Source organism: Bacillus sp. FSL W8-0770 (assembly GCF_038008705.1).
GTDB classification, from domain to species: domain Bacteria; phylum Bacillota; class Bacilli; order Bacillales; family Bacillaceae_G; genus Bacillus_A; species Bacillus_A cereus.
Map to the genome: position 1 here is coordinate 2,335,076 of NZ_JBBOZR010000001.1, position 26,975 is coordinate 2,362,050.

Consider the following 26,975-nt stretch of genomic DNA (forward strand, 5'->3'; position numbering starts at 1 on the left):
GCTATGAACGAAAAGGGCAGCCCAATAACTGCAAATAAAGTGTAGGCAATAATGAATATATCAAGAGTATTAATTTTTAAGAGGATAATGTAAAAAGTAATTGGTAGAGACATAGAAATCTTTGTAATAGAAGCGAATGCCTGATGATATTACTGAGGAAAGGTGCATATTTTCATTGATATGTAAATATGCACCTTTTCTATTGTATTTGCAATTTAATAAAGTTAATTTGAATTTATGTAACGCACATATATGAAGCCATCTTTTAAAAAAGGAAGTGATTTATCATACACATTCAAGCTGTGAAAATACCAAAGAATATTGAAAGTCATTTGTTTAAGCAACTTAGTAACTTGGTTTCAAATGAGAAGAAAGAACGAATGAAGCGTTTATTAAACTCATGCGACGTTAATAGGACCCTGATAGGGGATTTACTAATCCGATCTCTAATCTGCCAAAAGTATAAAATTAATAATGAAGAAATTAGATTTAAATATAATGAGTATGGAAAACCTTTTGTTGAAAATTTTTCTGACTTTCATTTTAATCTGTCACATTCAGGAGAATGGGTGGTTTGTACTACTGCTAATTTTAATGTGGGTATTGATATAGAAAAGATTTCAGAGATAGAGGCGCGTAAATTAGCAAAAGAATTTTTTTCAGCGGATGAATTTTATGATATATCTAATATGAATTCTGATGAACAAATTAATTGTTTTTTTGATTTATGGACATTAAAAGAAAGCTATATAAAAACGATTGGAAAAGGGCTTTATACCCCATTAAATTCATTCTCTATAAAAAAAGAATCACGAACTTTAATTTCATACAAGAATATACCTAAAAACTTTTACTTTAAACAATATAACATTGATCCAAATTATAAGTTATCTGCTTGTGCAACAAGGGATGAATTTCCGCAAGAGATAATAATTAAAGACATTTATGCAATTTGCCAAAATATATACAAATTTGAAAGTAAGGAGAAAATCAATGCAGAAGACTAAACTTTTTTGCTTTCCACATGCTGGGGGATCTGCGTTTAGTTACGCAAAATGGAAAAATCACTTTAATCCATCTATTGAGGTAGTCCCGATAGAGTTAGCTGGCAGAGGATATAGAATTGAAGAAAACTTGTACCAAAGTATGGAAGAGGCAGTAAATGATGTCTACAATAAAATAGTTATGCAGATAGATGATTCGCCCTACATTCTATTCGGGCATAGCATGGGAAGTTTGATCGCCTATGAAGTAGCCAGAAAAATAAAAGATTCTAAAAACGTATCGCCTGAATTTCTTGTTTTGTCCGGTAGAAATCATCCAAATAGTAAAATAAAAAATATCCGACATAATCTTTCTAATGAGCAATTCAAAAGAGAAGTTATTGCAATGGGAGGTACACCATCTGGGGTACTGCAATCAGAAGAATTGATGGAGATTTTTCTCCCTATTCTAAGAGCAGATTTTAAAATCGTTGAGACGTATATTCATGACAAAAATACACAACCATGTGATATTGATTTTCTTATATTTAATGGGGAAAATGATGAATTTACTACATATGATCAAGTAATAAAATGGAAACGATACACAAGTAAAACGTGTACTTTTCATTCTTTTGAAGGTAATCATTTCTTTCTAAATGAAAATATTGAAGAAATAGCAAATAGTATTAAAAGAAAGTTAGATTCTAAAAGATTTTCAAATAGTTTTTAGAGTTTTATAAGTATGCTCATAGCTAAAAATATTAAAGGGTTTGAAGTATACACTTCTTGTGCAGATATGCATGGCAAAAAGACAATCGAGTACATTCGGTGGTCTTTTTCTATTTTCATGGAGTTTTTGGCGAAATGGTAGACTTGCTAGATTGTGGATCTAGTATTCTGTTGAATGTGCGGGTTCAAGTCCTGTCATTCCGACCGCGAGGGGGTATAATTTAAGGGCGAGACAGGGGCCTCCAGAACCTCTGACCATAAGTGTATAAACGTAGCGAACATTTCCTATCTACAGGTCTATTTATGTACCAAAGGGATACATTCGGTACATATTTAATACAGCGCATTGGTGAAGCGGCCAAACACATCGCCCTTTTACGGCGACAACCGCGGGTTCGATTCCCGCCATCCACTTATACTTGTTCATTAAAAGGTTTCACAAACAATATGTAATACGTTATGGGTACTTACATAAATTTATTGATTTTCAGTTAAAAAAGTATTGTGCGATTACACACGTTATGTTACATTAATGTTACTAAGTTGTTACATTTTATTATAAATGTTTCGTTTTTGTTTCTTGTTATTTCTGTAATGTTACAAAAAACTATAAATGTTGTTATGTGTATAGGAGTGTGTGTAGTAAAAAGTCTGAGTTGAAAGTACGTGCACACTTTAAATTTCCTTTTTGTCTGAATGAAGAAGACTACCAACTAATTAAGGGCTTTAAAGTAACCACTTTAAATAAAATGTGCTTCCTTTCCCACACACAATTGAGTACATATTTAAAGTACAGCCTAATTGCTACACAGACTCTTGTACATATAAACATTGAGGTGAAATAGAGATAAGAATTCATTACATAAAAAGCATTACCAAGCTAAACGTACAAAATATCATCTGTGCATTTTGATGAAATGTTAAAATGCCTAGATGATATTTTTTTTGAAGAATTCTTGGATATGTTTATGAATAACAATTCCTAATACTTAATGATTCTCTACTACTAAAACATCCGATAATTTATGTAATTAGATTTATAGGGTGTATGTACATTCACTTATATAGGGAAAATGAGGTTTTTCATATGAAGTATAGTTATAAAGTGTTTATATTTATTTGCACAATTATTTTATTGTTTTTTCTACTTTATTATGGTTACAGTGAAATTTCCGCAAACGAGCAAGTGCCAGTCATAACAATCAAACAATAAAAATAAGAAATACTACAAAAGCAAAACATAATAAAAATAGATACCCGAAAATGTTTAAGAACAGGAACAATTACATGCATAAACAACCTTACGATTTCCATGCATACCCCACGTCATTTGGGCAATAGGGGGAAAGTATTATTATTTGGCGTGCGCAATCTTCCATCACTAGTAGAAACGGAAAGTTCCGTATCTCTGCTGAAGGAGGAAGATGTCTACCTGCCAGGGGGCGGATCTATTCAGCATCTAGAAATATTGGAATTAAAAGTGTAGAAAACAAATAGTGAAAAGGGAACATATCTTGTGTTTCCTTTTTTATTCTTGTAGATAAGTCTGGGGAGAAAACGGGGATTTCTGCACGTAACATAGATCTCATCGGTATACTAATTGTGTTTTACGTATAGCTGGGAGTTGGTGTGATGGTATTTGCAATGGATGTGAGATTCCGTCATTCTTTTCATGAAATTGAATCATTAGACATTCCAAATATATTGTTTCCGAGTCAGTGCAGGAAATTGTATCAAGTGATTGGAATCGGCATTCAAGAAGAATTCCGCAATCCCTATGTCATTATAAAAGAGCAACATGGTTCCGTTATATTCCGATTACCAGAAGAATTATCAACATGGGTGCAGAACAAATTATTACTTGTTAAAGGGGGGCCAGTTTGTTTCCATACTGCATTTCAGTTAGCCATGCGAAGTTTTGTGCCATTTTTTGATCTCGGATATAAAAAGAATAGTCTGTCAGGTTAGGTGAGGAGATGCCACCTCTGACTTTCACATCATACGTAGGATGTGGTGTAACTTGAATCAATTCAGATTTATGATTCTGAATAAACATTCTAACCTTTTCAAACTTGTTAATTACGGGCTGTATCTCCATTTTAAACCGATCATAGGGATATGTTTTATTTTTATTGTAATACCTATCCGGTTCAATCAACTCTGACACTGCTGTATCAAATTCACTCTTTACTTCAGGATTTACTTTTTGCAACCATTCTTTTGCATAAGAGCGGAATGAAGATTTATAAAACAAATTCATATCAAAACCAGCTAATGTGAGTGGCTTTCCTTTTTCTTTTTGTTCTTTCATATAGGTAAATAATTGTTCAAGTTCCTCAGTTTTCCATACAGAGTATAAGGATTGTTTCATCGCTTCTGTAGCGGTTGAGTTATCAAAATTTTGCTGAACAGCTGCTGCTTCCAAAAGCCCTGTTTCAAATGCAATCACATCATATTCCAGGTGTGTAACAGCTTGGGAGAAAGTGCTGGAAGACGGAATCCCTAAGAAAGCAAAAAAACTAGGTGTGAAATAATCAGTTATTTGTGATGGTGGATTCTCCTAGGTGGAGGGTTCGCCGTTTTTTATTATATGTTATGTTGTGGTTTTTATATAAAGCATATTGAAAAGATGGATTAAATCTTCTGGAATGATGTCTCCATAATTAATAACTTGTACAATAACCTTTCAATTATCACTAAATCCATTCATATCAACAAGTTGTCCCATATATCCCTTTGTAGCAATATCTTTTAAAGTACGCTAAAAAATACCCTTTATTTTATCTTTATCTTATCTTTACCTTATCTTTAAATTTTTATATTAAACTTGAAACCTTAAAGTATTGATGTATGAGTCTAAAAGGGTGGGAGATAGATGTTCATTACATAGTTTATATATAACCAATTACCTTTGAAAAATTGCATTTCTTATACGAGGAGGAATATATGAAGGATACAAGTAAAAAACAAATTATAAAAGTGTTCCTTATTAGCATTTTAGGCTTAGGAACAATACTTGGAATGCTATATTTTAATCATAAAACCAATATTCAACAAAATAAAGCGCTAGCCACCGAAAAACGTGTATTGCAATATGAGTCTACCTTAAAAAAAGAATTAGAAAAATATAATTTAGGAGAGAAAACACCAATTTTATTAGGAATTATGTATCAAGAGAGTAGAGGTGAGGGAAACGACCCTATGCAGTCATCCGAATCACTTGGATTAAAGCCAAATGAAATTCAAGAGACAAGCTTGAGCATTAAACAAGGGGTAAAGCACTTTGTTAAAATGTACAAGTATGGAACGGAAAAAGATGTTAGCATGGATACAATTATTCAAAGCTATAATATGGGGCCAGGGTATATTGATTTTATTGCTAGTCAAGAAGTTAAACAACACTCGGAGGATTCGGCCAAAATATTTTCTAAGATGAAAGTTGATCAAAATCCAGCAATGTACACTTGTGGTGGAAATAAAAATAATTTTAGGTATCCATATTGTTATGGTGATTTCAAATATGCCACAAAGGTAAATGAAAAAACAAAACTTATTGAAGAACTTCTTCGAAATGTACATAGCTCTTCTAAATAAGTTGCAGAATGAAATATAATGATACCCAGTTATTAACAATAATATCTAAAAAAAAACTATTTTATTTATTAATTCACATAATTTTCAAAAATAAATTCTGTAGATGTTAATATTTGTTATATAATATATTTGTCAAAGCATTACCCTTGAAGTTTCTACGGTCAATTTGTAAGATAGTTTGTTTGGTCCTTATATTCGCCTTAAACTAAAAAGAACTTGTAGAGATTCCTACAAGTTTTTTTGTTTTAAGGGTTAAATGTGAATTTCAAATATAGTTGTAATTTTTTGAGGGGGAAAAGTAAATGTTTATAAAAACAGAAAGGTTATTAATACGGAGATTTGAGTTCAAAGATTGGCAAGCTGTTCATGAGTATACATCAGATATCAATGTTATGAAATACATACCTGAAGGGGTTTTTACTGAAGAAAATACAAGAAACTTTGTGAATGAAAACATTGGTGAAAATGCTAAGAACTTTCCTGTAGTATTAATAGATAGGGATATCCTGATTGGTCATATAGTTTTTCATAAATATTTTGGTGAGCATACATATGAGATTGGTTGGGTGTTCAATCCTAAATATTTCAATAAAGGATATGCTTCTGAAGCAGCACAAGCTACATTGAAATATGGCTTTAAGGAAATGAAATTACATAGGATTATAGCTACATGTCAGCCACAAAATACCCCATCATATCGAGTAATGGAGAAGATTGGAATGAGAAGAGAAGGCTATTTCAGGAAGTGTATACCACATGGGAATGAATGGTGGGATGAATATTATTACGCTATTTTAGAAGAAGAGTAGTGTTTCAGAATGCATCATTTAAATTGACACTCTTATTCCTAAATAGGCAAGTTGACTATCTTTATTGGGGATTCTTGCTACTAAAGGCGAAGTTTATTTTCAGTATCGCTGACGTGCAAAACTTTGTATAATCTGATCTTATCTCTAAATCACAACTGTTACCCCATCACCATCAAGTTAAAGTTTCATTTTATTTTGCTAACTTGATCGTGATGTGACGTAACCTTAATTATTTAAAAATTTTAAAAAGTCCCCTTAGTCATGTTAAAGGGACCTTGATCACGCAAATGATCTGTAAACCAATTCATTTTTTATATACAGATCATTTGTATGATAATTTTTATAAATAATTGCTAAATAGTGAATTTACATAAATGCTTTTAGTAGTTCTTGAATTAATGGGATTGCTCCACCTATAAATTTTAAAACTGCCATTGCGATTTCCATATTATTCTCTCCTCTTTTTCGTATTAAGATGTAATAAATCTTTATAACCTTATTATAGTAAGCGCTTACAATTATAACAATACATTTTCGTATGCAATATTGCATATTTATACATTAGATCTCTATTATTCATTTTTTAATGGTACTATAGCGAGGTGAGAGTCTTTAAGGGTTCTGCTTAATAGGAGGAAATATGGAAAGAGTGCAAGCGATTTACAGTAATCAAAAATTTAAGAGTTGGGTTAAACAGGTATTAGCTGTAGGAGGAGTAATAGGGTGCTGTTATTTGGTGTTATATGTTTTCTGTTTCTTAGTTATCATGTAAATAGTATACAACTTAACTAGTAGAGTCTTGCCTAGAAAGGTAAGGCTCTTTTATTGTAGTACCTGGAGATGAGCAAACTACATACAATATCTCTCAGGTTTTTCAGATCACTTTGTACGGTTTCTTGTTTAGAACACTAATTCCTATCATTGAAAACAGAATTCTATGGATAAAAAATATGTTTTTACTAGATACATATTAAAAAGACAAGCATAAATTATATTAGATTTTGACAAAGTCTTTTTGATTTCGAAAAGGATTTTAATCTTACTTATAGATTTGATTCCTTTTTATATAATATAATCCTTATATTGATACGTAAATATAATACAGTAATAATGATTTAAAAGCAAGAATTTTAGTAGCGGTACGTTCACACATCCATCAACTTAAGATTTTAAAGTAGCTCTTAAACAAAAAAAATTCTTTTTTTAATTGATTAATAGTAAACAAGAAAGATTGGCAAATTAACAATTAAAGAGATTTATTCAGGTAAAATCTATCAAAAGGTCCTTTACAAAATTTATACATAATTCAATTACAAAATAATGTAAAAATTATGCATTTTTGTAAAAGAAATTCATTGACACTTGTGTATATAAGTAACTATACTCGTTACATCAAATTGAATGCGTGATAATACGATTTTATTATTATTACAAACATGTAAATATAAAAATAGAAAATTTCAATTTGATAAATACAATGGTAGAGGTGTTTATTTTAATGAAGCACAAATTAATTGCAACAGGTATCCTTGCAGGAGCTATATTATCCTATTCTTCTAATATTTTAGCAGATACTCATAAATTCCCAGATGTTCCTACATGGGCTGATAAATCCGTTAACTATTTAGTTGATAAACAGGTATTAAATGGTTATCCAGATGGAACTTTTGGTTCAAATGACTCCTTAGACAGAGCTTCGGCTACAAAAATTATGACAAAAGTTTTAGGGATACAAATTGATCCTAATGCAAAACCATCTTTTACAGATTCACAAAATCACTGGGCTACTCCTTATATTGCTGCTGCTGAAAAAGCTGGTATTGTTAAAGGTGAAGGTAATGGAATCTTTAATCCATCCGGAAAAGTAACTCGTGCTGCTATGGCTACCATGCTAGTAAATGCATATAAACTACAAAGCACAGCAAATCATAACGAGCAGGTTAGATTTGAAGATTTAAAAGGGCATTGGGGAGAAAAACATGCCAATATTTTAATAGATTTAAAAATTTCTAATGGTACCGAGAACGGTTGGCAACCAAATAGATTTATAACACGTGCTGAAGCTGCTCAACTTACTGCAAAAACAGATATGTTACAACAAAATTTAAACGATGAAAAAGAGGTTATTACTGCTACCTCATATAAAGATTTAAATTTAACAGTGGCTTCGAAAATTACAGCTCAAGAGATTGATAGTTTTATTGCAAAATATCATTCAGATAGTCCCTTAGTTGGACATGGACAAGATTTTATCAATGCGCAAAATCAATATGGCGTGAGTGCTCATTATTTAGCGGCGCATGCGATTTTAGAATCTGGATACGGAAAATCAGAAATCGCATATCAAAAACATAATTTATTCGGTCTACGTGCATATGATGGAGATCCGTTTAAATATGCGAAATATTTACCAAGCTACGGCGATAGCATTGCTTATAATGCTAATTATGTACGAGAAAGATATTTAGAAGAAAATGGTATGTATTATAACGGGCCAACATTAACTGGCATGAATGTGAAATATGCATCAGATAAAGGCTGGGCTAAGAAAATTGCAGGCATTATGGAACGTATTAAACCGTTTCGTGTAGAAGACTATACATATGAAAAAAAATTATCAAAGAATCCTGAAACATTAGATGTCGAAGCGTTATCAAATGAAATTCCGTATAAAATGTATGCAGACGGTTCAAGCACAAATGTTGTATCATCAGCTACTTACTACCAGGTACCTTATCCATTTAATTTGAAAATTAAAAGTAGACCAGATGTAGCTGTCGAGGAAAATAAAGTTGGTACAGTAACTCCTGGAACAACCATCTTTATTTATCGTGAAGATCCAAATGGATGGGTAGAATTCTCTTTTGAAGCTAATGGAGAAAAATATTGGACATTAAAAAATAAATTAAGTATGTAATTAAAAAGATCTATTGCACTAGTTTTAAAAGTATGGGATTGGACAATTGATTCTCTAGATTGGAAATACAGTAAATTACCCGTTGATGTAGCAGCTGCAAAGATTATTCAAAATGTCTTAGCAGGTGCGACATCCGCATGCTTTTTCGGGAAAATGTTGCGCAAAGTAGGTTCATTTTCAGCACTATCTCCTGGTTCACCGTAATCTTTAATGATGTAATATTCTTTATCTTAAATGTATATATTGAATATATGGATATATTGTGTTATGATGTGAATTAGAAACTCGCGTGTTTCAAATACAACATTTTTATCTTCTTGATGACCTCTTATCTTTCCGTAAGAGGTCCTTTTTTATCCCTCCGTATTGCATAGCCGCTAAAATACTATGAAAAAATACTAGAGACTACTACAATGTGATATTCTCTAGTATTTTTTCTTTATCCATATTATCTATTGTTGGGTAATCGATGAATTATTAATTTTTGTATGATTTTCACAAAATAACTTTGAACCATTATTTATTTCAATATAAAATAATAAAGGGGTATATATGAATAGGTATGTCCTTTTTATGTGATGATAATGCGAATTGAAGCGTAATACTGAAACGGTAAACGAGAAGAATCAGTGCCGAAACAGATAGTAAGGAAAGTAAAACAGTAACAGCAGACAATACTTATAATGAAAACGTTCATAATGGACTGTCTATGGATGGAGAAAAAATACGAAAAGATAAAAGGGGCAAATGAATATGAACAGAGCCTTTAAAGGTACCGTATTAGCAGGGATAAGTGTGGGTTTCTTGCTAGCTGGTTGTACAATAGAAACATATGTCCTAACGCAGTCCAGAATATAAGCAAGTAGATTAAGTATTCTAAGCAGATAAATGAAGACTATCGCGATGAAGAAATTGAAAGACAACTAAGAGGTATAGCATTCTGACTTTCTAAATAACATGAGTGTTTCTATAGAATGAATCCTTAGGAGGGCTATTGTGGAACCTTTAATCAATGCTATTCTATACTTTGTATTTTTATTTGGAGCACTGTTTCTTATACTGGGTACTGCATTGGTTTTATTAATCGTAGCTGCATTACCAGTAATCTGGAAGAAGAATCTATCATTCCTAATGATTAGTTTAGGTATAAATATACTTGTCATTCCATTGTCTTTTTTTATTGGCGGGATGGCAACAGATTCTCCTGGTAGTACGATGCACGATTTTTGGGAAGTATTTTTCTTTATTCAGGTATTTCCGTTTCCCCTAGTACTGCTATCTTTAGTTTGGTGGCTTGTGCGTCGAAAAAAAGTAAAAGTTCATGTATAGTGTTTTTAATGCAAATAAGCTGTCCGTTTGGGCAGCTTATTATATTTATTACTAAGCGTGATTATTTCCAAAATGAATGCAATACCACTATACAGTTAAATTGAAGGTCAAACATATTGAAATCTTATCAAACTTTAGCCCACTTGTATGCATTAGGACTAGGCTGCGGACTTTGGAATAGAGAGGAGGTTATTTCATGGTGCGATAGGTTGATTGAAGCAAGTGATCACCCGCCATATGAAATTATGGAGATATCTTTAATGTCTAAAGCAAAGCTGATATATATAGAATCGGCTTTACTGTCATATAGCCGCATAGTTGATGAAAAACCCTTGGTAAACATCCTTCTTTCAGTCTTAAATGAAAAGTTAGTAGCTCAGAAATGGAATATTAAACAAGCGATTACTTGCTCTACTCGATTACTAGTAAATAGAGGCCTGTATTGGGAAGAAGAATATTTTGATTTATACAGCCTTAATGATAGCTATGACTTAGCACAGGAAGGTATCCATTTTAATGAAAAAGATGTGATTTCTGCTTATATCGATACATTAGATGTTTTTCGCATCCATTTTAACGAGTTTGAAGATCTCTATTTACAAGTCATGAAACAGAAGTGGCAAGGGTAGAAGGCAGGAAAAAGAATCATTGAATCGTAAGATTTATTTCCTGTATTTATCACCAAATTTATCTAGCCAAGACAAATCTGTCTTCGTGTTGATGAATTTTTGTCTCTTAATAGCTTAATGCTATCGTTTTTAATTTTTCCGACAGCAAGCAAAGTTAGCATGTTTAATGCATAATCAGACGCCTGTAAATGAGCATTACTATTTAAATTTTTACCAGAGAGTAATTTAGTTAATTAGTAGAAAAAGGAAGGGGCCTATTTGGCTCCTTCCCTTTTCTCATACATACATAACGCTTGTTGACAACTTATGAAATAATAGCATTCATCGCTATTAAAATATAACATTAAAAGCAATTAATTAGATATGTAATTTTGCATATATTGTACTATTTCATGAATAGGAACAAAACTATTTATTCCTTTCTGTATGGAGACAAATAGATTTAGGTTTACTTAGGGTAAGAAGACCTGATCATTGATTGCTGGTTAAACCATATTTCTACGTATTTGAAACAAATTATTTCACTGAATTGTATGTTAAAGAGAGTGAGGGATTTATGAAATGTAGATTATTCCTTGATTTCTTACTCGTGATTTTACTTGGACATCGGAAAAGAAGTTACGTTATATACGATTTCAAAAGGGGATATTATTCAGTGCATCCAAAGATGCGCTCCGTTTCCTGTTTCCTATCCTACTAAATTACCATTCCAAGCAAATTTCTTCTCTTTCAAACAATTCATCCATTGAATAAAGATAATTCGGCCATACGTATCGGAGGACATGAAACTTTCTTAATACCATTTGGAATATATTTCAATATACTTCCGATACTATAACAGATCGAAAATTTCTTTATTGGAGGTATATAATGGCATATCCATTTCGTAACTTAGTATTTGAAGGTGGCGGGGTAAAGGGAAGCGCTTATATAGGTGCCATCCGTGCACTAAATGAAGAAGGGATTTTACCAGAAATACAACGATTTGGAGGGACTTCAGCAGGAGCGATTACTGCATTACTTTTAGGTCTTTCCATTCCATTCGCAGATCTTGTAAAAATCCACAAAGACATGAATTTCAAAGCGTTTAAAGATGATGATTTTTCGATTGTACAAGATAACATTCGTTTATTTTTTGATGGTTTTGGTATCTATAAAGGGGATTTCTTCACTGAGTGGGTAGGAAAGATTGTTGAAAAGTGGACAGGGAGTAAGGACACAACTTTTCAGCAGTTGTATGACAAAACAGGAAAAGACGTGTTTTTCCAAGGAACGAACATTTCTACACACCAGCTTCGTACGTTTTCACGCGAAACGACACCTGATGTCCCATTAGTAGTTGCTGTGCGGATTTCGATGTCCATCCCATTCTTTTTTAAATCTGTGGAATGGGATAAAGATTATTATGTAGACGGAGGTGTACTCGATAACTACCCAATTCGTTTATTTGATCGAAAAAGTTTTGTGAATAAAGAAGAACACTTCACGACCACAGATACGATTGACGAGGTTAATAAACTGATAAGCAATATAGAGGATCATTTTACATTAAGAAGCTTACACACGAAATACAATGCATCTTTCTTTGATCCTACAGATGAAATTGTCTACAACAAAGAAACACTTGGTTTCCGTTTAGAATCTCAGGCGGAGGTTGCCATGTTAAAACATATCGCAACCTCAACAGAACATCATATTGGCCATTCTCTTATTCATTTTGCATGGAATTTGTCTCAAACCATGATCAAAGGTCATGAGAGCGGAAAAACCACCAAAGAAGATGCTGCCCGCACTGTATTTATTAATACATTCTTTACGTCGGCGTTTAATTTTGATATCACAGAAGAAGAAAAGAAAACACTCATGAATTCAGGTTATACTTCTACTAAAGACTATCTACATCAGTTTAATACGTCTGAAGTGAAATTGTTTAATCGACCATAAAGCCGAGTGCAATGCACTTGGCTTTTTTTTATCGTCCTGTAAATTCTTTTTTTAGTAGCTATGCATAGAGCAAGAGAGAGGAGATAACAGAAAGTAATAAATATAAGTTTTGATGACTTCTTATTTTGTAAAACTAGGGTGTAGAAAGGGTGAAACAGGTGGAAGAAAAACGAATTATGATTTATACAATTTTTTGGCTAACACAGTACAAAAGAGAACCTTAAAACGGTGGATAGGAATGTATCAAAAAATGAATAGAGTAGCAAGGCGGATTTATTGTGGAAGTAGGGATTTTCCTTTTTCTTTCTACTGATAATAAAGCGTTATGTAGACTGGGGATGTATAAGATATTCATTGCTATTCCTTCAAAATGCTGATGTTACATCACATTAAAATAACCTCTAATTTAAGTATTGAAATTCTCTAAATCTCGATGTATTATATTCTTGTATTTTCTCACTTTGCGAAGCCTAGAAAACATCATCACTTCTGAAAGAACTCGAACTCTAGCCGGTTCTTTGAATTTACTTGAACTTATTTTTGAATCATTGTATTATATTTCCGAGTCTTACTCATATAAATCATTATCAGGAGAATCTGCAAATTTGCAGGTTCTTTTTTATTTTATTGAAAGTAAAATTTTAGCCAGTCGTTTATTTTCATATTGTTGATTTTTATACGTGTTTGGTAAAAATCAATGAGTTGCAAAAAAAATACTATGCTGAAATCTAGTTCGGTATAGCAATGTGCATATAAAAGATCTCACTTTGCTATATCCCCTAAAAAGAGTCATAAAAATCTATATTTTTTTAATTCAGTTGCATACTACAAAACTTCTTTTAAAAGAAATGTATGTACATACACATTATATTTTGTTCCATAACTCTCTAACTTTCGTTCACGATAGTCTGTTAAGTACAGGATTATTGGCGGGTGGTGCAATAGGTGCAGAAGATGTGAAAACAAATGAAAAAGTACAAGTTGCTGTTGCAGGTAAAGAGGGAAATATAACGTATAAAGAAATTGATAAAGCAGAATCTCCATTGTTATTTGGAATGTATCCTTTATGTTAAGATCCTAATAAGAAGTTAGTTTTTTTTGATAATTAATATTTATACAAAATATATAATTAATATACTAAAACGTTTTTAAATTTTATTAATGTATTCCTTTTCATATGAATGAATTATTTATTGCAACAGGTTTCCCTTTCAAAATAAGATGTTCAAACAAAAGACAATATAAGTATCTTTATAATGATTTTTCAATATAATCAATGTGTTTATGAAAGGAACTCTGTGTTATTTTTGCTTTTTTACTAACTAATACAGCTTCAAACAAAGGACACAATTGCTACATACTAAGTGTAATTTATTACCTATTCAAAATTCTGTCTATTCAATCTTTCTAAAAATAAAAAAAGATTAAACTTATAAATATACAAGTTATAATGAGGGCGTCGAGACACAATTTATTACCTCTAGAGAAAATATCAAACCTCGTTTTGGATTAAAAATTCTAAAGAACTTGCCAGTAATTTTTTAAAATTGGACATACTGATATGATTACTATACGGAGGATAGCGGATTAGAAGGGAAGTTTATTCAACTCAATAAAGAAAGCGTTATCAAACGAAATTTGTTTTGAATCGATCATTCTAATAACTTAGATTCAACTACAGCTAAAAATAATAAATTATGGGGGTGCTTATATGAACATGAATGTAGCATCTATTAAAGAAAAAAAGATTGTTAAATACAAAAGTTGTTTTGATGTGATTGGGCCCATAATGATAGGCCCTTCAAGTTCACATACTGCAGGTGCTTTGGCTATTGGAACAGTTGCTAATAAATTATTTCAAGGTCTTCCCAAAAAAGTTGTGGTAAAGTATTATGAATCATTTGCTGAAACCCATAAAGGTCACGGAACTGATTTTGCAATTATTGCTGGTATATTAGGCTTAGCTGCTGATGACAGCAAAGTGCCAGATGCTATTAAAATAGCAGAGTCTAAGGGAATTGACATTACCTTTATTGAACAATTGGGTAATAGTCCTGCTGGTCATCCAAATACGGCAGATGTATATGCAGAGGATGAAAGTCGAAGTATTAGAGTAATGGGTATTTCGGTCGGTGGTGGGTTGATTGAAGTCAAAAATGTTGAAATTGATGGATTTAGCTTAAATCTGCAGGGGCCATTGCCAGTTGTTATTGCGATTTCAGAAAGAGCTGACTTTGAATTTGTTTTACGCAGGATCTTTAAACAATATGATGTGGAAATTAACAACTTTCATAGTTTGGAAGATAAAACAAAATATTTATATGCATTCGCTTTGGATTCGATATTGCCAGGTAATGCTCAGAAGGAATTAGGAGATTTAAGCAATATAGCTAATCTTATTATTCTTTAGTCACATTAAGGAGTGAAAAATATGTATATGGCCATAAAAGAAATTGTGGATGCAGCTAATAAAAGCCAAAAGCAAATTTATGAATTAGCAATCGAACAGGAAATCAAACAAACTAAAACTTCTTATGAAGAAGTATGGAGTAAAATGGAACGAAATTTAGCGACTATGCAACATGCAATAAATAAAAGTATCGAGGGCGACGGTGTATTTTCTCCAACAGGTTTGACCGGAGGGGATGCTGTGAAAATTAAAAACTATCGAGAAAATAGGAAAACTCTTTCTGGAGATTTGATGGTGTTAGGGATTCAAAGTGCTATCGGTGTTAATGAAGTAAATGCTGCATTAGGAGCTATTTGTGCAACTCCAACAGCAGGTGCGAGTGGGACGATTCCAGGAGTCCTATTTAGTATTAAAGATACGTTGCAGTTAAGTCATGAAGATATGATTCATTTTCTATTCACTTCAGCGTTATTTGGAACGATAGTCGCAAACAACGCTTGTATTTCAGGAGCGTATGGAGGATGTCAAGCTGAAGTAGGAAGTGCCTCAGCGATGGCGGCTGCAGCTGCGGTAGAAGCTGCGGGTGGAACGCCACAGCAATCTTCTGAAGCTTTTTCGATTGCATTACAAAATTTACTCGGTTTAGTTTGTGATCCGGTCGCTGGTTTGGTAGAAATTCCTTGTGTAAAGAGAAACGCCATTGGAACGGCAAATGCTTTAGCAGGAGCGGACATCGCATTAGCCGGCGTAAACAATCTCATCAATGCTGACGAAGTGATTGAAGCCATGTATAGAGTTGGAAGACAGATGCCTCGCGAATTAAGAGAGACAGGTTTAGGTGGTATTGCAGCTACACCTACAGGAATTTCCATTAAAAATAAAATCTTTGGGGAGAAACAATCAAATCAATAAGTTATCGAATACATTGTGAAGTTTTTAACAATCTTTACTCTATTGTTCGCCTAAGGATGTCTGTATATTGGGGGAGTTATCAATAAAATATACTACTATATAATTAAAATATTTTATAAGTGGTAACAAACTCTTCAGGTTGATGCTTCGCTAATTTTTTGATTTTTATTAACCTAGAAGGGGGATATTCGTTGTGGGGCACTATATAAGCTATTCATTTTTCAAGAACGGTCTATATTCCTATATCTTAAAAAGAGAATTAAGAATAGGACACAAGGAGGAATTATTATATGGATGGGAATACTGCAAAAAACATAGAATTTCAAGCTGATAACACTGCAGTAAAAAATGAGAAATATTTAGACCCTAAAAAGTGGCATAAACAGGATACTACCTGGGCATTGAGCCTTTTTGGAACAGCAATTGGAGCAGGAGTACTCTTTTTACCGATTAATGCAGGTTCAGGTGGTTTATTATCATTGCTGTTAATTACATTACTTGCATATCCTGTTATGTATTATTCACATAGGGCGCTTGCTAAAATGATTTACGCTTCGAACTCTGCCGATGAGGGGATTACAGGTACAATAAGAGAGTATTTTGGAAATAAGGCAAGTATCATTTTTAATCTTGTATATTTTGTCTCCATTTATACGATCGTGCTGATGTACTCGGTCGCACTTACAAATACCGCTAGTAGCTTTATCGTGCATCAATTGCACATGTCGGAGCCTCCAAGGTCCATTTTATCGCTTGTTTTAGTACTCGGTCTTATCACTATACTAAATTTTGGTCAAGATATAACTGTAAAGATCATGAGCATGCTAGTGTATCCTTTTATAGCTTCTCTACTTTTTATCGCAATATCTTTGATTCCACAGTGGAATACGTCAATGCTTAGTTTTTCAGCTGTTTCTACTGCTTCAACAGGAACAGGATATTTAGGAACGATATGGATGATACTTCCAATTATAGTATTCTCGTTTAATCATTCGCCTATGATTTCGTCATTTGTTATGAAACAGAGAGCTACGTATGGAATAGATGCTACTGATGCTAAATGTGCTCAAATACAAAAAGTTTGTTATATTATGACATTCGTAGTTGTTATGTTCTTTGTTTGGAGCAGTACCTTAAGTTTGACTCCAAATGATCTTAAGGTGGCAAAAGAACAGAACTTGTCAATCCTATCATATCTTGCTAATGAGCTTAATTCGCCAGTAATCACTATTGCAGCTCCTATCATTGCATTTGTGGCTATTACAAAGTCTTTCCTTGGTCATTATATAGGAGCGTATGAGGTAATGCGTGACATGATTATCAAGTCCAGTAAAAAACGTGGGAAAGATATAGGAGAAAAAACAGTTAAGACAATGATTCTTACTTTTGTCGTATTAACATGCTGGTATGTTGCTTATACAAATCCAAGTATTCTTGGAATCATTGATGCCCTTAGCGGTCCGCTAGTTGCTGCTATCTTATGTATACTACCAATGTATGCAATCCATAAAGTATCAGTACTTGCTAAATACAAAGGGAAATCTAGCAATGTATTTGTCATTATTATAGGTATTCTTACTGTCCTAGCAAGTATTAAGTCATTATTCTAATCCACTATTGTTAGTATCGATGCAAAAACCGTGGGATATGAAAAAAAGATTCTTATCGGAACTGAATTCTATATTGTTAAACTAAAGGAATCATGGTTTTGGACAAACTCCTCACATTCGAGAGTTTGTCTTTTTTTATCATTTTAGCCAAGAAGACCCCTTCCTCAAGGAACGCAAAATAAGTAGGTGGGAGATGAATTGGCTAAAATGATAAACTGGTGACCCCGTATGTAGAAGTAAAAAAGGGGGAAACTATTGTATAATTATCGATAATTTAGGGGGCGCCAAATGAAACATAATAAAGAAGTAACACTTGGGGATTACGTTCAATTTTCATATCGTAAAAATCATAATTTGAAATTAATGGGATTTGTGGTGAATGTTTTACAAAATACAATTGTTGTAGATATTGCGGAAAGAATGAATATCGAGGTAGATGATTTTAGGCAAGTTGTAAAGCATGGTTATTATAATAAAGTGGTTCATAAGCAAATAAAGAATAGTGTTTCATAAAAAGTGCTCCTATATATATAAATTTAGGAGCACTTTTTATGAAGAGAATTTTCGCAAATATTTTTTTGTCTGAGGTATAAAATTTTCATATAAAAATACGTTTTGAAGATATTTTCTTATTTGTTAATTAATAATTTTTTCAATCTTTATAGCTGTTATGGATTTAAAATATTATTCATAAGAATTTCACATAATTTTATTAAAAAGAAAAATACTAATACTTGTTTTAATACTTTACTTCGAGTCATTAAAACAAATTTACTAACTACGAAACAAGGAGGCATCACTGTGGACATTCGTGAAGGATTAATTCCAACAGCTTTAGGTACAGCAGTGACAGCAGCAGGTTATGCTCTTAAACAAACTCGTGGAACTAATAAAATGATTGCAAATACAGTATTTGGTTTTGGTTTAGCACACGTCGTTTTAGGTGTAATCGATCTTGTTGAACATCGTCGTTAGAACGAAAGGCAAGCATTGATATATGCTTGCCTTTTTGGGAATACATTTATTATTCATTTTTCAAAATATGTTTGTATGGCGTAATCATTATCAATGTAATTAAATAGTTACACTACAAGGAAATTAGAAAGTAAAACTGTGAGCATTGAATTTTATGAAATGAGATGGTGATGGAATGGAATTTTCTTCTGAAAGTAATACGTATCATGCTGGTGACATTGTTTATATTTTTTACCGAAATCCTCATACTCAAGACGTAGCTAACATACAAGCTGCAGCAGTTGTAAATAATCCTGAAAGACCTAATGAATTAGCACTATTTCTTTACGAAACGTATTATCCACTAACAAATGAGATGGCTATATATGCTACCGAAGATGAGGCAAACCAAGCTTACACTTACTATTATGGTGATATTTCAGAGGGGATGTTTGAATGAATAAGCCATTTATGCCTAAGCTCGTATATTTTGAACCGAAAGCATTAGATTATCCTTTGGGGAAAGAGCTGTTTGAGAAGTTTTCAAAGATGGATGTTGAAATTCGACATACTACTTCCCATAATCAAGTAAGAGATTTGCCAGGAGATAACGATTTTCAAAAGTATCGAGTAGCAAAATCCACGCTGGTTGTTGGTGTTAGAAAAACACTGAAATTTGATACTTCCAAGCCTTCAGCAGAGTATGCAATTCCTTTTGCAACGGGATGTATGGGGCATTGTCATTATTGTTATTTACAAACAACGATGGGAAGTAAGCCTTATATACGAACGTATGTAAATGTTGAAGAAATTTTAGATGCTGCTGATAAATACATGAAAGAGCGTGCACCTGAAGTAACAAGATTTGAAGCGTCGTGTACTTCAGATATTGTAGGAATCGATTATTTAACGCATACCCTTAAACGGGCCATTGAGCATTTTGGAGAATCTGAATATGGGAAATTGAGGTTTGTTACGAAATTCCACCATGTAGATCATTTACTTGATGCTAAACATAATGGAAAAACAAGATTTCGCTTTAGTGTAAATGCTGATTATGTGATTAAAAACTTTGAACCAGGAACTTCTCCCTTAGCTAAACGAATTGAGGCAGCAGGAAAAGTAGCTAGAGCTGGATATCCTCTTGGTTTCATTGTAGCTCCTATTTACCTGCATGAAGGCTGGAAGGAAGGATACTATCATATGTTTGAACGCCTAAATGCTGAATTACCTCTTGATGCACGGGATGATATTACATTTGAATTTATTCAACATCGTTTTACAAAGCCAGCTAAGAGAGTAATTGAAAAAAACTACCCGATGACAAAACTAGAATTAGATGAAGAGAAAAGGAGGTATAAATGGGGGAAATATGGAATCGGAAAATACATTTATCAAAAAGAAGAAGAAGAGGATATAAAAAACTATCTGTATTCCTATATGAAACAGTTCTTTCCTAATGCAAAACTAGAATATTTTACATAAAAGAAACGAACAAAATTCATTACATCATCAATCTAAAAAATTACTCACTCAAAAAAGTGATATTGGTCAACAATTCGCTAATAAATCATTTGAAAAATTTATATACGAAAGTCTTTTATGTAAAAATATGTTTCATTATGAACTGAAGCCCAACAGTTAAACAGAAAAATACAGTGGTTGCTCTGAGTTAGTGGAGATAGAAGAAAGAGGATTTGTAGTAGGTGCGTCTTACGATATTGTTAAGGAAAAGAAATCAAATCCAATTATGAAAGGGACGTATCAGATGGTACTTCCCAGTAAGTTAGCGCAGCAAGGTGGAAAAGGGGCAGGGAATAATTATATTAATGTGAGTGCAAAAGCAGATAGTGTATTTGAACAAATACGAATTATTGCTAAAAAAAATTAGTCGTGAATTATTTTTTCTGAAAAATTACTCTCGAATCCTAATGCTTTACAGAATACGCTAGATGTATATATTCGTGATCATGAAATGAGAAGAAACATCCGTCTATTTGTTTCTGAAAAAAAATGCAGAAGCTATCTTGAAACAAAGTGCAAAACCAGAAAATTTACCGGCACAGTATATTGATATGCTAGCTGAACATCCTCCCAAAAACGCTCAAATGGTGGAGGCGGCAAGAATTGGTGATGTGCAGGAAAAGATAATTTCAAAACGCAGTTTTGTATTACCTATCTTAAGTCCAACAAAACAAGGGATAGAAATGGATGGGGCTGCATTGTTTCGTGGGAAAGATAACAAGTGTGTTGGAATGTTAAACGGAGAACAAACACTGGGAATGAACTTTGTAATTGGTGAGAAATTAGGGGGCTATTTTACCATACGTGAAAAGAATCAGCTTATTACATATGAAATTCATAAATTACACCGAAAAATAAAGGTTTTTACTGAAAATACTACAAAACCGAAGTTTGATACTCATTTGTTTCTCGAAGGTACTTTGGCGGAGTTGCATTTTAGCGATTATAAACAAGTTATGGATGAAAAACGCTTAACGAAGGATATTTCAAAAGAGATGGAGCAAAGGATTCAAAAATCAATAAAGCTTGTTCAAAAAAATATAAGGTGGATGTATTAGCATTAGGAGAAGTATATAAGCGGAATAATTATAAAGAATGAAAGAAAATAAGTAAGAATTGGGATCAAGGTGAAAATTATTTTAGTAATGCTGACATTAATGTTTATGTTCATCCAGTAATTGAACATTCAGGCTCAGCTTTACCGAAGAGAGTGAAATAAGGTGATTTAAGTCGTTAGCGGATTACAAATACGCTAAACGATATTAATGCTGGTTCTGCATTTTCAATCAGTGCAGACTTATGTACTTTAAACGTGATTAATAAATTATATTTGGCTTATTATGATCCTTTGGTTAGCACTAGTTAGAGTTATAGTAAAAATATTAAGTAGAAACGACTTATTTTTAATAATAAGAGGAAATATGTTACTGAAAAGTAAGGAGACAAATTATTACTTTTCTAAAGGGTAATTAGGTTCGTACAATGATGCATTAAAGTGATTCATAAGGGATTCTGAATGCTAAGAGAGTGAGAATGCATTACAAAAGAAAGGTGCATAGGCGCCTTTCTTTTTTGAAGGGATTTTTTGTTACGAGTTAGTACAAAATTGGGTTCAGGGGGTACTATAAAATTTTAGCTTGATGGCGATGGGGTAGCATCCACCGTCTATCAACATCACTACACCTATATTTAATACTGCGTTACGTGCCTTTAATCAAGTGAAAAACAAGACCCATTTTGTAAAAACTGAAACCAACGTTTTCTAAACTGAACTTGAGCCATATCTGCATGAACATGGGCCTCCATTTTTAAAGCTTCTGGTATAGGTCTAGGATGTTGACTTTCTACAATAATTTGATCCTCTTTTAGTACTCTTAAACTAAATTTAGCTAAAATTTGGTCTAGTAAAGGGAAGTACTTTAAAAATGTCCTTCCGGTATATCCCATAATTAATGTCTCTTCTTCATCAATTGGTGTAAACGTAATATACTGAATAAATGACTCATTCTCCTGTTTGCCACTGTGAAGCATCCACTGATGTGGGAATTTGTATTCAAGGTAAGCATCACCATTTGAGAATATAAACTGATCCAGTGTTCCCTCCAGCTTATAATTGGTTGATTCGGCTTTTGTTTTTCTACCAATCGTTTTTTTATGTACATAAGCAAGATGAGCAATATCCAGCACAGATTCGATTGATCGAGTAAGGTGTGCATTCCAAGTGGCGTGGAAGAAAGAGAGTTTAAAAGGAGTGTTCTCCATTACATGAAAAGTTTGCCATTCAGGTGGATTTTCCTCACTATCAGGGTATATCCAAATCAACCCAATCTTTTCTTTTACAGGGTATGAGAAGGTATGAGCAAATTTCGGGATAGGTTTATTGGGTTGGGATGGAATTCTTACACAAGTACCACAACTATCGAACTCCCAACCATGGTAGGGACAGACTAGTTTACCATTTACTACTTGTCCCAGTGATAAGTCAGCGCCACGATGAGGGCAGTAAGGTGATAGAGCCTGAACTTCGCCTTTTTCATCCCGATATAATACAAAATCTTTGCCAGCAACTCTTTTTTTTACTGGAATCTTTTTTATATCTTTTACATAACTCACAGCATACCAATTACGTGGGAATACTCTATTTATATTTAGAGTCATTTATTTTCTCCTTCTTTTTATTCACCTAGTAGATATTAGTGGTGTCTACTGTATACTGTCTATTCTATGCTATAAAATATTTTAAATGTTCGTTTAAAATTAATAAATCTACAGTTTGATCAAATCATTATGAAAGCCTGTATAATCTCTCTAAATGTAACAAAAATGACTATAGTACAATAGATTTTAAAAAGGAGAAAGTCTTATTTTATTGAAAATTGAGATATTAAGCAATATTCCTATTGCTATTAAATTCACCATTAAAGAACTTCCACCAAAACTTACAAATGGAAATGGAGTACCTGTAAGAGGAAATAGTCCCGTAATACCACCTAAATTTACAACTGATTGCATACCAATCATACATCCTATACCAATTGCTATAAAACTGCCGAATGGATCTACACATAATTGTGCAATTTTTAAGGAGCGAAGTACTATAGTCAAAACTCCAACCAATAGAATAAATACACCAATAAATCCTAGTTCTTCAGAAACTATTGCCATTATAAAATCAGTGTGTGGTTCTGGAAGATAACCTGTTTTTTGTATGCTATTTCCAAATCCACGACCAGTGATTCCTCCAGAGCCCATGGCAATAAAAGAGTTTACAAGCTGGTATCCATTTCCTTGCGCATCAAGAAAGGGATTGAAAATCGTAGTAATACGTGTCTTTTGAACTTCTGATAAACTATATTGAATCAAATAATATAAAATAGGTAACCATAAAATAGAACCGATGGTAGTTCTTTTGATTAGTAGATTTATATTTATTCCTGAACAAAGAAATATGCTAAAACCTATACCTAATATTAAAAGTGCAGATCCTAAATTTGGTTGTTTAAAGATAAGAAAAAAAATTGTAGCTAAAAAAAATAAAAGTTTTCCGATACCACTCCAGTTATTTTTAGCTTGTTCTTGTCGCAATGCAAAAAAACGGGCTGTTACAAGGATTGTTCCTAACTTAAGAAATTCAGCTGGCTGTATTCCAAAGATCCATGATTGAGCATTATTTACCACTTTTCCTTTCCATAAAACCATAATTAATAAAAAAATCCCCCCAACCATAATACAGATTGAGACTATTCGTTTTTTCCATATTTCATATGGGAGTAAAGCACAAATTATTAATCCTATTGTTCCTAAAAGTAGCTTTGTTAATTGAGAATCAACAAAATGTCTACTGTTATAACCGTAATGTTGAACAGCGACAATGGAGCTTGCACTATACATCATGATAATACCTAAAGTACATGTTATGAATAGAGGAAGGAGCAATAGATAATCGAGTTTTAATATTTTTTTCATTTTAATATCCTCCTGATTTAAAACAAAACATAATATTACATTTGCTAATGAATAGAATCTTGTTCTCGTTAATTACTAAATATGACTTTTGTTTAGGAAGATTCTATCGCTTATTCCCTGTTCTTTACGCAAAAAATCCCCCTAGTATGTAACTAGAGGGATTCAAAATGGCATGACTAAATAAGGCTTTTTTCCCTCTAGTAGAGCTTTGGCACTATACAACGTAAAGTAATGAAAATTCATTACTTAGCTATCTTAAGAAGAGCCTTAATCCGACAATTCCTGTTCTACCCATTGGCGTCTTTCGACATTTTTGGGCAATAGCCTGTGTTTGCATAGGAGCCTCACCTAACAGGTTAAGCAATATAAATTTTATGTGTTTGTTTCGTGTAGCAAGCATAAATATATTTTTTTTGCTTGTCAAGCAACCATATTGCTAATTTTATTTGTTTTCTTGCTTTATAGTCCTTTGAGAAATGATATGAAAAAATGTCTGTAATCATTCTGTATAAGTACATATTTTTGACTTGTAGTGTATCGTTTGATTAAGTAGTTTAACCATATAAATTTGATAAACAGTAAAGAAGATTTTAATCATAAAAAAAGATTTTTTTGTGAATGTTCTTTTCATATACAGAATGACTAATTATTCATCTTTTGTTATAAAGTTGGAATTTGATTAAAAACAATAAGTTTCATATGTTTTATTACGTTTATTCGAATTAAATCTATTTGAATTCTATGTTTTTTAAGGGGAATTTTAAATTTATAATAAAATATAATTTCATTTTCTATAAAAGATTTTTTTATAAATGGAATTGAAAGTCAGTTGACAAATATTAAATTCTGGTTTAAATTTTGAAGTAATTCAATAAACTTTGTTAGGTGAGGCTCCTGTATAGAGAAACGCTGCTGCCCAAAAATGTCGAGAGACGCCAATGGGTCAACAGGAACGGTCGGATTAAGGCCCTTCTTAATGTAGCTGGTTATAAAAACCTATGCTATACAGTGCTAAAACTCAACGAGGGAGTGGTATACGATTTGATAGAAAGGCACCTCTGTGATTTCGGCAGAGCTGTCTTAATAATCATTTATTTGTATTGTGAAAAAACCTTTACTCCTTTTTGAGTAAAGGTTTTTCTGTTTAATGTTATTTATTTTTATCTTGTCTATATTCAAAAAGGAGGTAATTCTAACTAATGAATTGATTGCAATGTAACTATTATTGCTCTAATAAAAAATTTAAGACAGATAAAATAAAACAAAACCACTCATGAAACTCTAGAGTCTCCCTTAGCAATATGAGGAGGAGTTAACATGAAGAAATTATTAAAGGAATTACTTATAACCAAAAATAACTTGGATGCAGAGAAAGTTTTACGTCTTCCGTCGTATGATATTGCGCAAGAAGTAAAACAGTTTTCAATTGAAGATCAAGTCATATTACTAAATACGATTCCTGTATTAAAAAGCTCTAAAGTTCTTCAATATATGAGTGCAGAAGAAAAATATAATATCTTAATTCACTTATCTGAAAATAAAGCTAAAAAGTTACTGAATTTACAACCGATTGATGAATTAGTAGATTTACTTCTAGCGGTTCATCCGGAAAAACAGGCTAAATTAATGGCGTATCTAGATAAAATTACAAAACATAACGTAAAAAAATTAATGACTTTCAAACCTGAAACGGCAGGAAGTCTTGTTACAAGTGATTTTGTTGCAGTTAGAGGAAATTGGTCAGTAAAAATGACATTGAAGTATATTAGGGAACATTCTGAAAATGTAGAATCAATATCTTATAGTTATGTTCTTGATAGTCATGGTTATCTTGAGGGAATCGTTTCCATACATGAGTTATTACTAGCAACAGATGAAGAGATGTTATCTACTATCATGATGCCAGAGGTAATTTCAGTACACGCTGAAGTTGACCAGCAAGAAGTTGTAAAAAAGCTACTGAATTATAATTTAGCAGCAATACCTGTCACAACAGCAAATAATAAAATGATTGGTATTATAACATTTGATGACGTAATGAATGTTATGGAAGCAGAAGCTACAGAAGATATTCAAAAGTTAGGCGGAAGTGAACCATTGAATCAATCTTACTTTGAAGCTAGTATTTGGAGCATTTTCCTAAAACGTCTACCATGGTTATTACTTCTTTTTGTTGCTGAGGCATATACAGGTACAGTATTAAAGTATTTTGAAGACGAAATTGAAACTGTAGTTGCCCTTGCTTTCTTTGTTCCATTATTAGTAGGTACTGGAGGGAATACAGGAACACAGGTTGTAGCAACAATTACTCGTGCAATTGGTATTGGAGAGGTGAAATTTAAAGACATTTTCCGTGTAATGAAAAAAGAATTTGCAATTGGTATGCTTCTTGGACTTGCACTTGGGATAGCTGGCCTCACTCGTGCTTATATGTTAGGAGTTGGAACAGAAGTTGCGCAAGTTGTAGCAATTACTTTATTATTTATTGTTATTTGGGCCTCTCTTGTAGCAGCTGTTTTACCTTTAATTCTAAGAAAATTAAAACTAGATCCTGCAGTTGTTTCAGGTCCATTTATTACAACATTTGTTGACGGAACAGGATTAGTAATTTACTTCATGGTTGCAAAAACGTTATTAAATTTATAAATATACACTGAAAAAA

22 protein-coding genes, 1 tRNA gene, 4 pseudogenes and 2 riboswitches are annotated in these 26,975 nt (G+C 32.6%); of the genes and pseudogenes, 22 read left to right on the forward strand and 5 right to left on the reverse strand.

From position 1 onward, the window contains the following. Positions 1 to 302 precede the first annotated feature (302 nt). From NST27_RS11970 to NST27_RS11980, 3 genes are all read left to right on the forward strand, one after another. Positions 303 to 1,007: a 4'-phosphopantetheinyl transferase family protein gene (locus NST27_RS11970; RefSeq protein WP_000701217.1), complete on the forward strand. Its 705-nt coding sequence runs from the start codon at positions 303 to 305 to the stop codon at positions 1,005 to 1,007. After that, positions 994 to 1,716: a thioesterase II family protein gene (locus NST27_RS11975; protein WP_001172931.1), complete on the forward strand. Its 723-nt coding sequence runs from the start codon at positions 994 to 996 to the stop codon at positions 1,714 to 1,716. Before NST27_RS11970 ends, NST27_RS11975 begins: the two co-directional genes overlap by 14 nt. A 347-nt stretch (positions 1,717 to 2,063) precedes the next feature. Beyond that, positions 2,064 to 2,123: transfer RNA gene (locus NST27_RS11980), tRNA-Lys, on the forward strand. Positions 2,124 to 3,579: 1,456 nt separating this feature from the next. Here NST27_RS11980 and NST27_RS11985 read toward each other — a convergent pair. After that, positions 3,580 to 4,164, reverse strand: coding sequence for an erythromycin esterase family protein (locus NST27_RS11985; protein WP_001987336.1), 585 nt, complete (start codon positions 4,162 to 4,164; stop codon positions 3,580 to 3,582). Positions 4,165 to 4,661: 497 nt separating this feature from the next. Here NST27_RS11985 and NST27_RS11995 point away from each other — a divergent pair, with 497 nt between their 5' ends. Together NST27_RS11995 and NST27_RS12000 are read left to right on the forward strand one after the other, a co-directional pair. After that, positions 4,662 to 5,309: a lysozyme family protein gene (locus NST27_RS11995; protein WP_000655731.1), complete on the forward strand. Its 648-nt coding sequence runs from the start codon at positions 4,662 to 4,664 to the stop codon at positions 5,307 to 5,309. 302 nt (positions 5,310 to 5,611) lie between these two features. Continuing rightward, positions 5,612 to 6,118, forward strand: a complete 507-nt coding sequence (locus tag NST27_RS12000) for a GNAT family N-acetyltransferase (protein ID WP_000470155.1) — start codon at positions 5,612 to 5,614, stop codon at positions 6,116 to 6,118. A gap of 366 nt (positions 6,119 to 6,484) precedes the next feature. Here the strand turns inward: NST27_RS12000 and NST27_RS12005 are convergent, their stop codons facing one another. Beyond that, positions 6,485 to 6,670 (reverse strand): hypothetical protein, encoded by a 186-nt coding sequence (locus NST27_RS12005; protein ID WP_001987408.1) that lies wholly within the window; start codon positions 6,668 to 6,670, stop codon positions 6,485 to 6,487. Positions 6,671 to 7,616: 946 nt separating this feature from the next. Here NST27_RS12005 and NST27_RS12010 point away from each other — a divergent pair. Together NST27_RS12010 and NST27_RS12015 are read left to right on the forward strand one after the other, a co-directional pair. Next, entirely contained in the window at positions 7,617 to 9,035 is a 1,419-nt protein-coding gene (locus NST27_RS12010) for an S-layer homology domain-containing protein (RefSeq protein WP_000680984.1), read from the forward strand. A 24-nt stretch (positions 9,036 to 9,059) separates the two neighbouring features. Then, positions 9,060 to 9,173, forward strand: a pseudogene (locus tag NST27_RS12015) (polysaccharide deacetylase); the annotation flags it as partial. Here NST27_RS12015 and NST27_RS29580 read toward each other — a convergent pair. Then, a pseudogene (locus NST27_RS29580) lies at positions 9,161 to 9,253 on the reverse strand (peptidase M56); the annotation flags it as partial. The pseudogenes NST27_RS12015 and NST27_RS29580 overlap by 13 nt on opposite strands. 778 nt (positions 9,254 to 10,031) lie before the next feature. Between NST27_RS29580 and NST27_RS12020 the strand changes: the two are divergent. From NST27_RS12020 to NST27_RS12080, 14 genes and pseudogenes are all read left to right on the forward strand, one after another. Then, entirely contained in the window at positions 10,032 to 10,364 is a 333-nt protein-coding gene (locus NST27_RS12020; RefSeq protein ID WP_000433524.1) for a hypothetical protein, read from the forward strand. A gap of 116 nt (positions 10,365 to 10,480) precedes the next feature. Then, positions 10,481 to 10,993 carry a hypothetical protein gene (locus NST27_RS12025; protein WP_033689675.1) on the forward strand — a complete coding sequence of 171 codons (513 nt, stop codon included), beginning with the start codon at positions 10,481 to 10,483 and terminating at the stop codon, positions 10,991 to 10,993. A gap of 870 nt (positions 10,994 to 11,863) precedes the next feature. Continuing rightward, on the forward strand, positions 11,864 to 12,937 hold the full coding sequence (locus NST27_RS12030; RefSeq protein WP_000331129.1) for a patatin-like phospholipase family protein: 1,074 nt from the start codon (positions 11,864 to 11,866) through the stop codon (positions 12,935 to 12,937). Positions 12,938 to 13,785: 848 nt separating this feature from the next. Continuing rightward, positions 13,786 to 14,010, forward strand: a complete 225-nt coding sequence (locus NST27_RS12035) for a hypothetical protein (protein WP_098878368.1) — start codon at positions 13,786 to 13,788, stop codon at positions 14,008 to 14,010. Positions 14,011 to 14,648: 638 nt separating this feature from the next. Next, a complete protein-coding gene (locus tag NST27_RS12040; RefSeq protein ID WP_001056999.1) occupies positions 14,649 to 15,347 on the forward strand; it encodes a serine dehydratase beta chain in 699 nt (232 codons plus the stop codon). Positions 15,348 to 15,368: 21 nt separating this feature from the next. Further along, positions 15,369 to 16,259 carry an L-serine ammonia-lyase, iron-sulfur-dependent, subunit alpha gene (sdaAA, locus tag NST27_RS12045; protein ID WP_000281780.1) on the forward strand — a complete coding sequence of 297 codons (891 nt, stop codon included), beginning with the start codon at positions 15,369 to 15,371 and terminating at the stop codon, positions 16,257 to 16,259. A gap of 290 nt (positions 16,260 to 16,549) precedes the next feature. Further along, complete coding sequence (locus NST27_RS12050; protein ID WP_000348960.1) at positions 16,550 to 17,869, forward strand: aromatic amino acid transport family protein; 1,320 nt, start codon at positions 16,550 to 16,552, stop codon at positions 17,867 to 17,869. Positions 17,870 to 18,157: 288 nt separating this feature from the next. Continuing rightward, the gene (locus NST27_RS12055) at positions 18,158 to 18,382 is read left to right on the forward strand and encodes a DUF2187 domain-containing protein (protein ID WP_000682215.1); all 225 of its coding nucleotides are present in this window, start codon (positions 18,158 to 18,160) and stop codon (positions 18,380 to 18,382) included. 288 nt (positions 18,383 to 18,670) lie between these two features. Continuing rightward, positions 18,671 to 18,844 (forward strand): hypothetical protein, encoded by a 174-nt coding sequence (locus NST27_RS12060; protein WP_000354585.1) that lies wholly within the window; start codon positions 18,671 to 18,673, stop codon positions 18,842 to 18,844. Between the two features lie 175 nt (positions 18,845 to 19,019). Next, on the forward strand, positions 19,020 to 19,283 hold the full coding sequence (locus NST27_RS12065) for a transcriptional regulator SplA (RefSeq protein WP_000396090.1): 264 nt from the start codon (positions 19,020 to 19,022) through the stop codon (positions 19,281 to 19,283). After that, entirely contained in the window at positions 19,280 to 20,308 is a 1,029-nt protein-coding gene (gene splB, locus NST27_RS12070) for a spore photoproduct lyase (RefSeq protein ID WP_001039638.1), read from the forward strand. Before NST27_RS12065 ends, splB begins: the two co-directional genes overlap by 4 nt. Positions 20,309 to 20,498: 190 nt before the next feature. Beyond that, a pseudogene (locus NST27_RS29585) lies at positions 20,499 to 20,897 on the forward strand (Ger(x)C family spore germination protein). Then, entirely contained in the window at positions 20,821 to 21,405 is a 585-nt protein-coding gene (locus NST27_RS29590) for a Ger(x)C family spore germination C-terminal domain-containing protein (protein WP_033689669.1), read from the forward strand. Before NST27_RS29585 ends, NST27_RS29590 begins: the two are co-directional and overlap by 77 nt. A gap of 342 nt (positions 21,406 to 21,747) precedes the next feature. Continuing rightward, positions 21,748 to 21,816 (forward strand): annotated as a pseudogene (locus NST27_RS12080) (HXXEE domain-containing protein); the annotation flags it as partial. A 241-nt stretch (positions 21,817 to 22,057) separates the two neighbouring features. Here NST27_RS12080 and NST27_RS12085 read toward each other — a convergent pair. Next, positions 22,058 to 23,005 (reverse strand): aromatic ring-hydroxylating oxygenase subunit alpha, encoded by a 948-nt coding sequence (locus NST27_RS12085; protein WP_000174200.1) that lies wholly within the window; start codon positions 23,003 to 23,005, stop codon positions 22,058 to 22,060. Between the two features lie 186 nt (positions 23,006 to 23,191). Further along, on the reverse strand, positions 23,192 to 24,313 hold the full coding sequence (locus tag NST27_RS12090; protein WP_000722116.1) for an FtsW/RodA/SpoVE family cell cycle protein: 1,122 nt from the start codon (positions 24,311 to 24,313) through the stop codon (positions 23,192 to 23,194). A 186-nt stretch (positions 24,314 to 24,499) separates the two neighbouring features. Beyond that, a riboswitch (M-box (ykoK) riboswitch) is annotated at positions 24,500 to 24,676 on the reverse strand. Between the two features lie 507 nt (positions 24,677 to 25,183). Then, a riboswitch (M-box (ykoK) riboswitch) is annotated at positions 25,184 to 25,349 on the forward strand. Positions 25,350 to 25,630: 281 nt separating this feature from the next. Between NST27_RS12090 and mgtE the strand changes: the two genes are divergently transcribed. After that, positions 25,631 to 26,959 carry a magnesium transporter gene (gene mgtE, locus NST27_RS12095; RefSeq protein ID WP_000734823.1) on the forward strand — a complete coding sequence of 443 codons (1,329 nt, stop codon included), beginning with the start codon at positions 25,631 to 25,633 and terminating at the stop codon, positions 26,957 to 26,959. Positions 26,960 to 26,975 lie beyond the last annotated feature (16 nt).

What these genes read in the sequence shown, in the direction of transcription:
- NST27_RS12030 (WP_000331129.1), top strand. Translation starts at nt 11,864, where the DNA reads ATGGCATATCCATTTCGTAACTTAGTATTTGAAGGTGGCGGGGTAAAG.
- NST27_RS12090 (WP_000722116.1), bottom strand. Translation starts at nt 24,313, where the DNA reads ATGAAAAAAATATTAAAACTCGATTATCTATTGCTCCTTCCTCTATTC.
- NST27_RS12065 (WP_000396090.1), top strand. Translation starts at nt 19,020, where the DNA reads ATGGAATTTTCTTCTGAAAGTAATACGTATCATGCTGGTGACATTGTT.
- NST27_RS12085 (WP_000174200.1), bottom strand. Translation starts at nt 23,005, where the DNA reads ATGACTCTAAATATAAATAGAGTATTCCCACGTAATTGGTATGCTGTG.
- NST27_RS12055 (WP_000682215.1), top strand. Translation starts at nt 18,158, where the DNA reads ATGAAACATAATAAAGAAGTAACACTTGGGGATTACGTTCAATTTTCA.
- sdaAA (WP_000281780.1), top strand. Translation starts at nt 15,369, where the DNA reads ATGTATATGGCCATAAAAGAAATTGTGGATGCAGCTAATAAAAGCCAA.
- NST27_RS12040 (WP_001056999.1), top strand. Translation starts at nt 14,649, where the DNA reads ATGAACATGAATGTAGCATCTATTAAAGAAAAAAAGATTGTTAAATAC.
- mgtE (WP_000734823.1), top strand. Translation starts at nt 25,631, where the DNA reads ATGAAGAAATTATTAAAGGAATTACTTATAACCAAAAATAACTTGGAT.
- NST27_RS12035 (WP_098878368.1), top strand. Translation starts at nt 13,786, where the DNA reads ATGTATGTACATACACATTATATTTTGTTCCATAACTCTCTAACTTTC.
- splB (WP_001039638.1), top strand. Translation starts at nt 19,280, where the DNA reads ATGAATAAGCCATTTATGCCTAAGCTCGTATATTTTGAACCGAAAGCA.
- NST27_RS12050 (WP_000348960.1), top strand. Translation starts at nt 16,550, where the DNA reads ATGGATGGGAATACTGCAAAAAACATAGAATTTCAAGCTGATAACACT.
- NST27_RS12000 (WP_000470155.1), top strand. Translation starts at nt 5,612, where the DNA reads ATGTTTATAAAAACAGAAAGGTTATTAATACGGAGATTTGAGTTCAAA.
- NST27_RS12005 (WP_001987408.1), bottom strand. Translation starts at nt 6,670, where the DNA reads ATGCAATATTGCATACGAAAATGTATTGTTATAATTGTAAGCGCTTAC.
- NST27_RS11975 (WP_001172931.1), top strand. Translation starts at nt 994, where the DNA reads ATGCAGAAGACTAAACTTTTTTGCTTTCCACATGCTGGGGGATCTGCG.
- NST27_RS11995 (WP_000655731.1), top strand. Translation starts at nt 4,662, where the DNA reads ATGAAGGATACAAGTAAAAAACAAATTATAAAAGTGTTCCTTATTAGC.
- NST27_RS12010 (WP_000680984.1), top strand. Translation starts at nt 7,617, where the DNA reads ATGAAGCACAAATTAATTGCAACAGGTATCCTTGCAGGAGCTATATTA.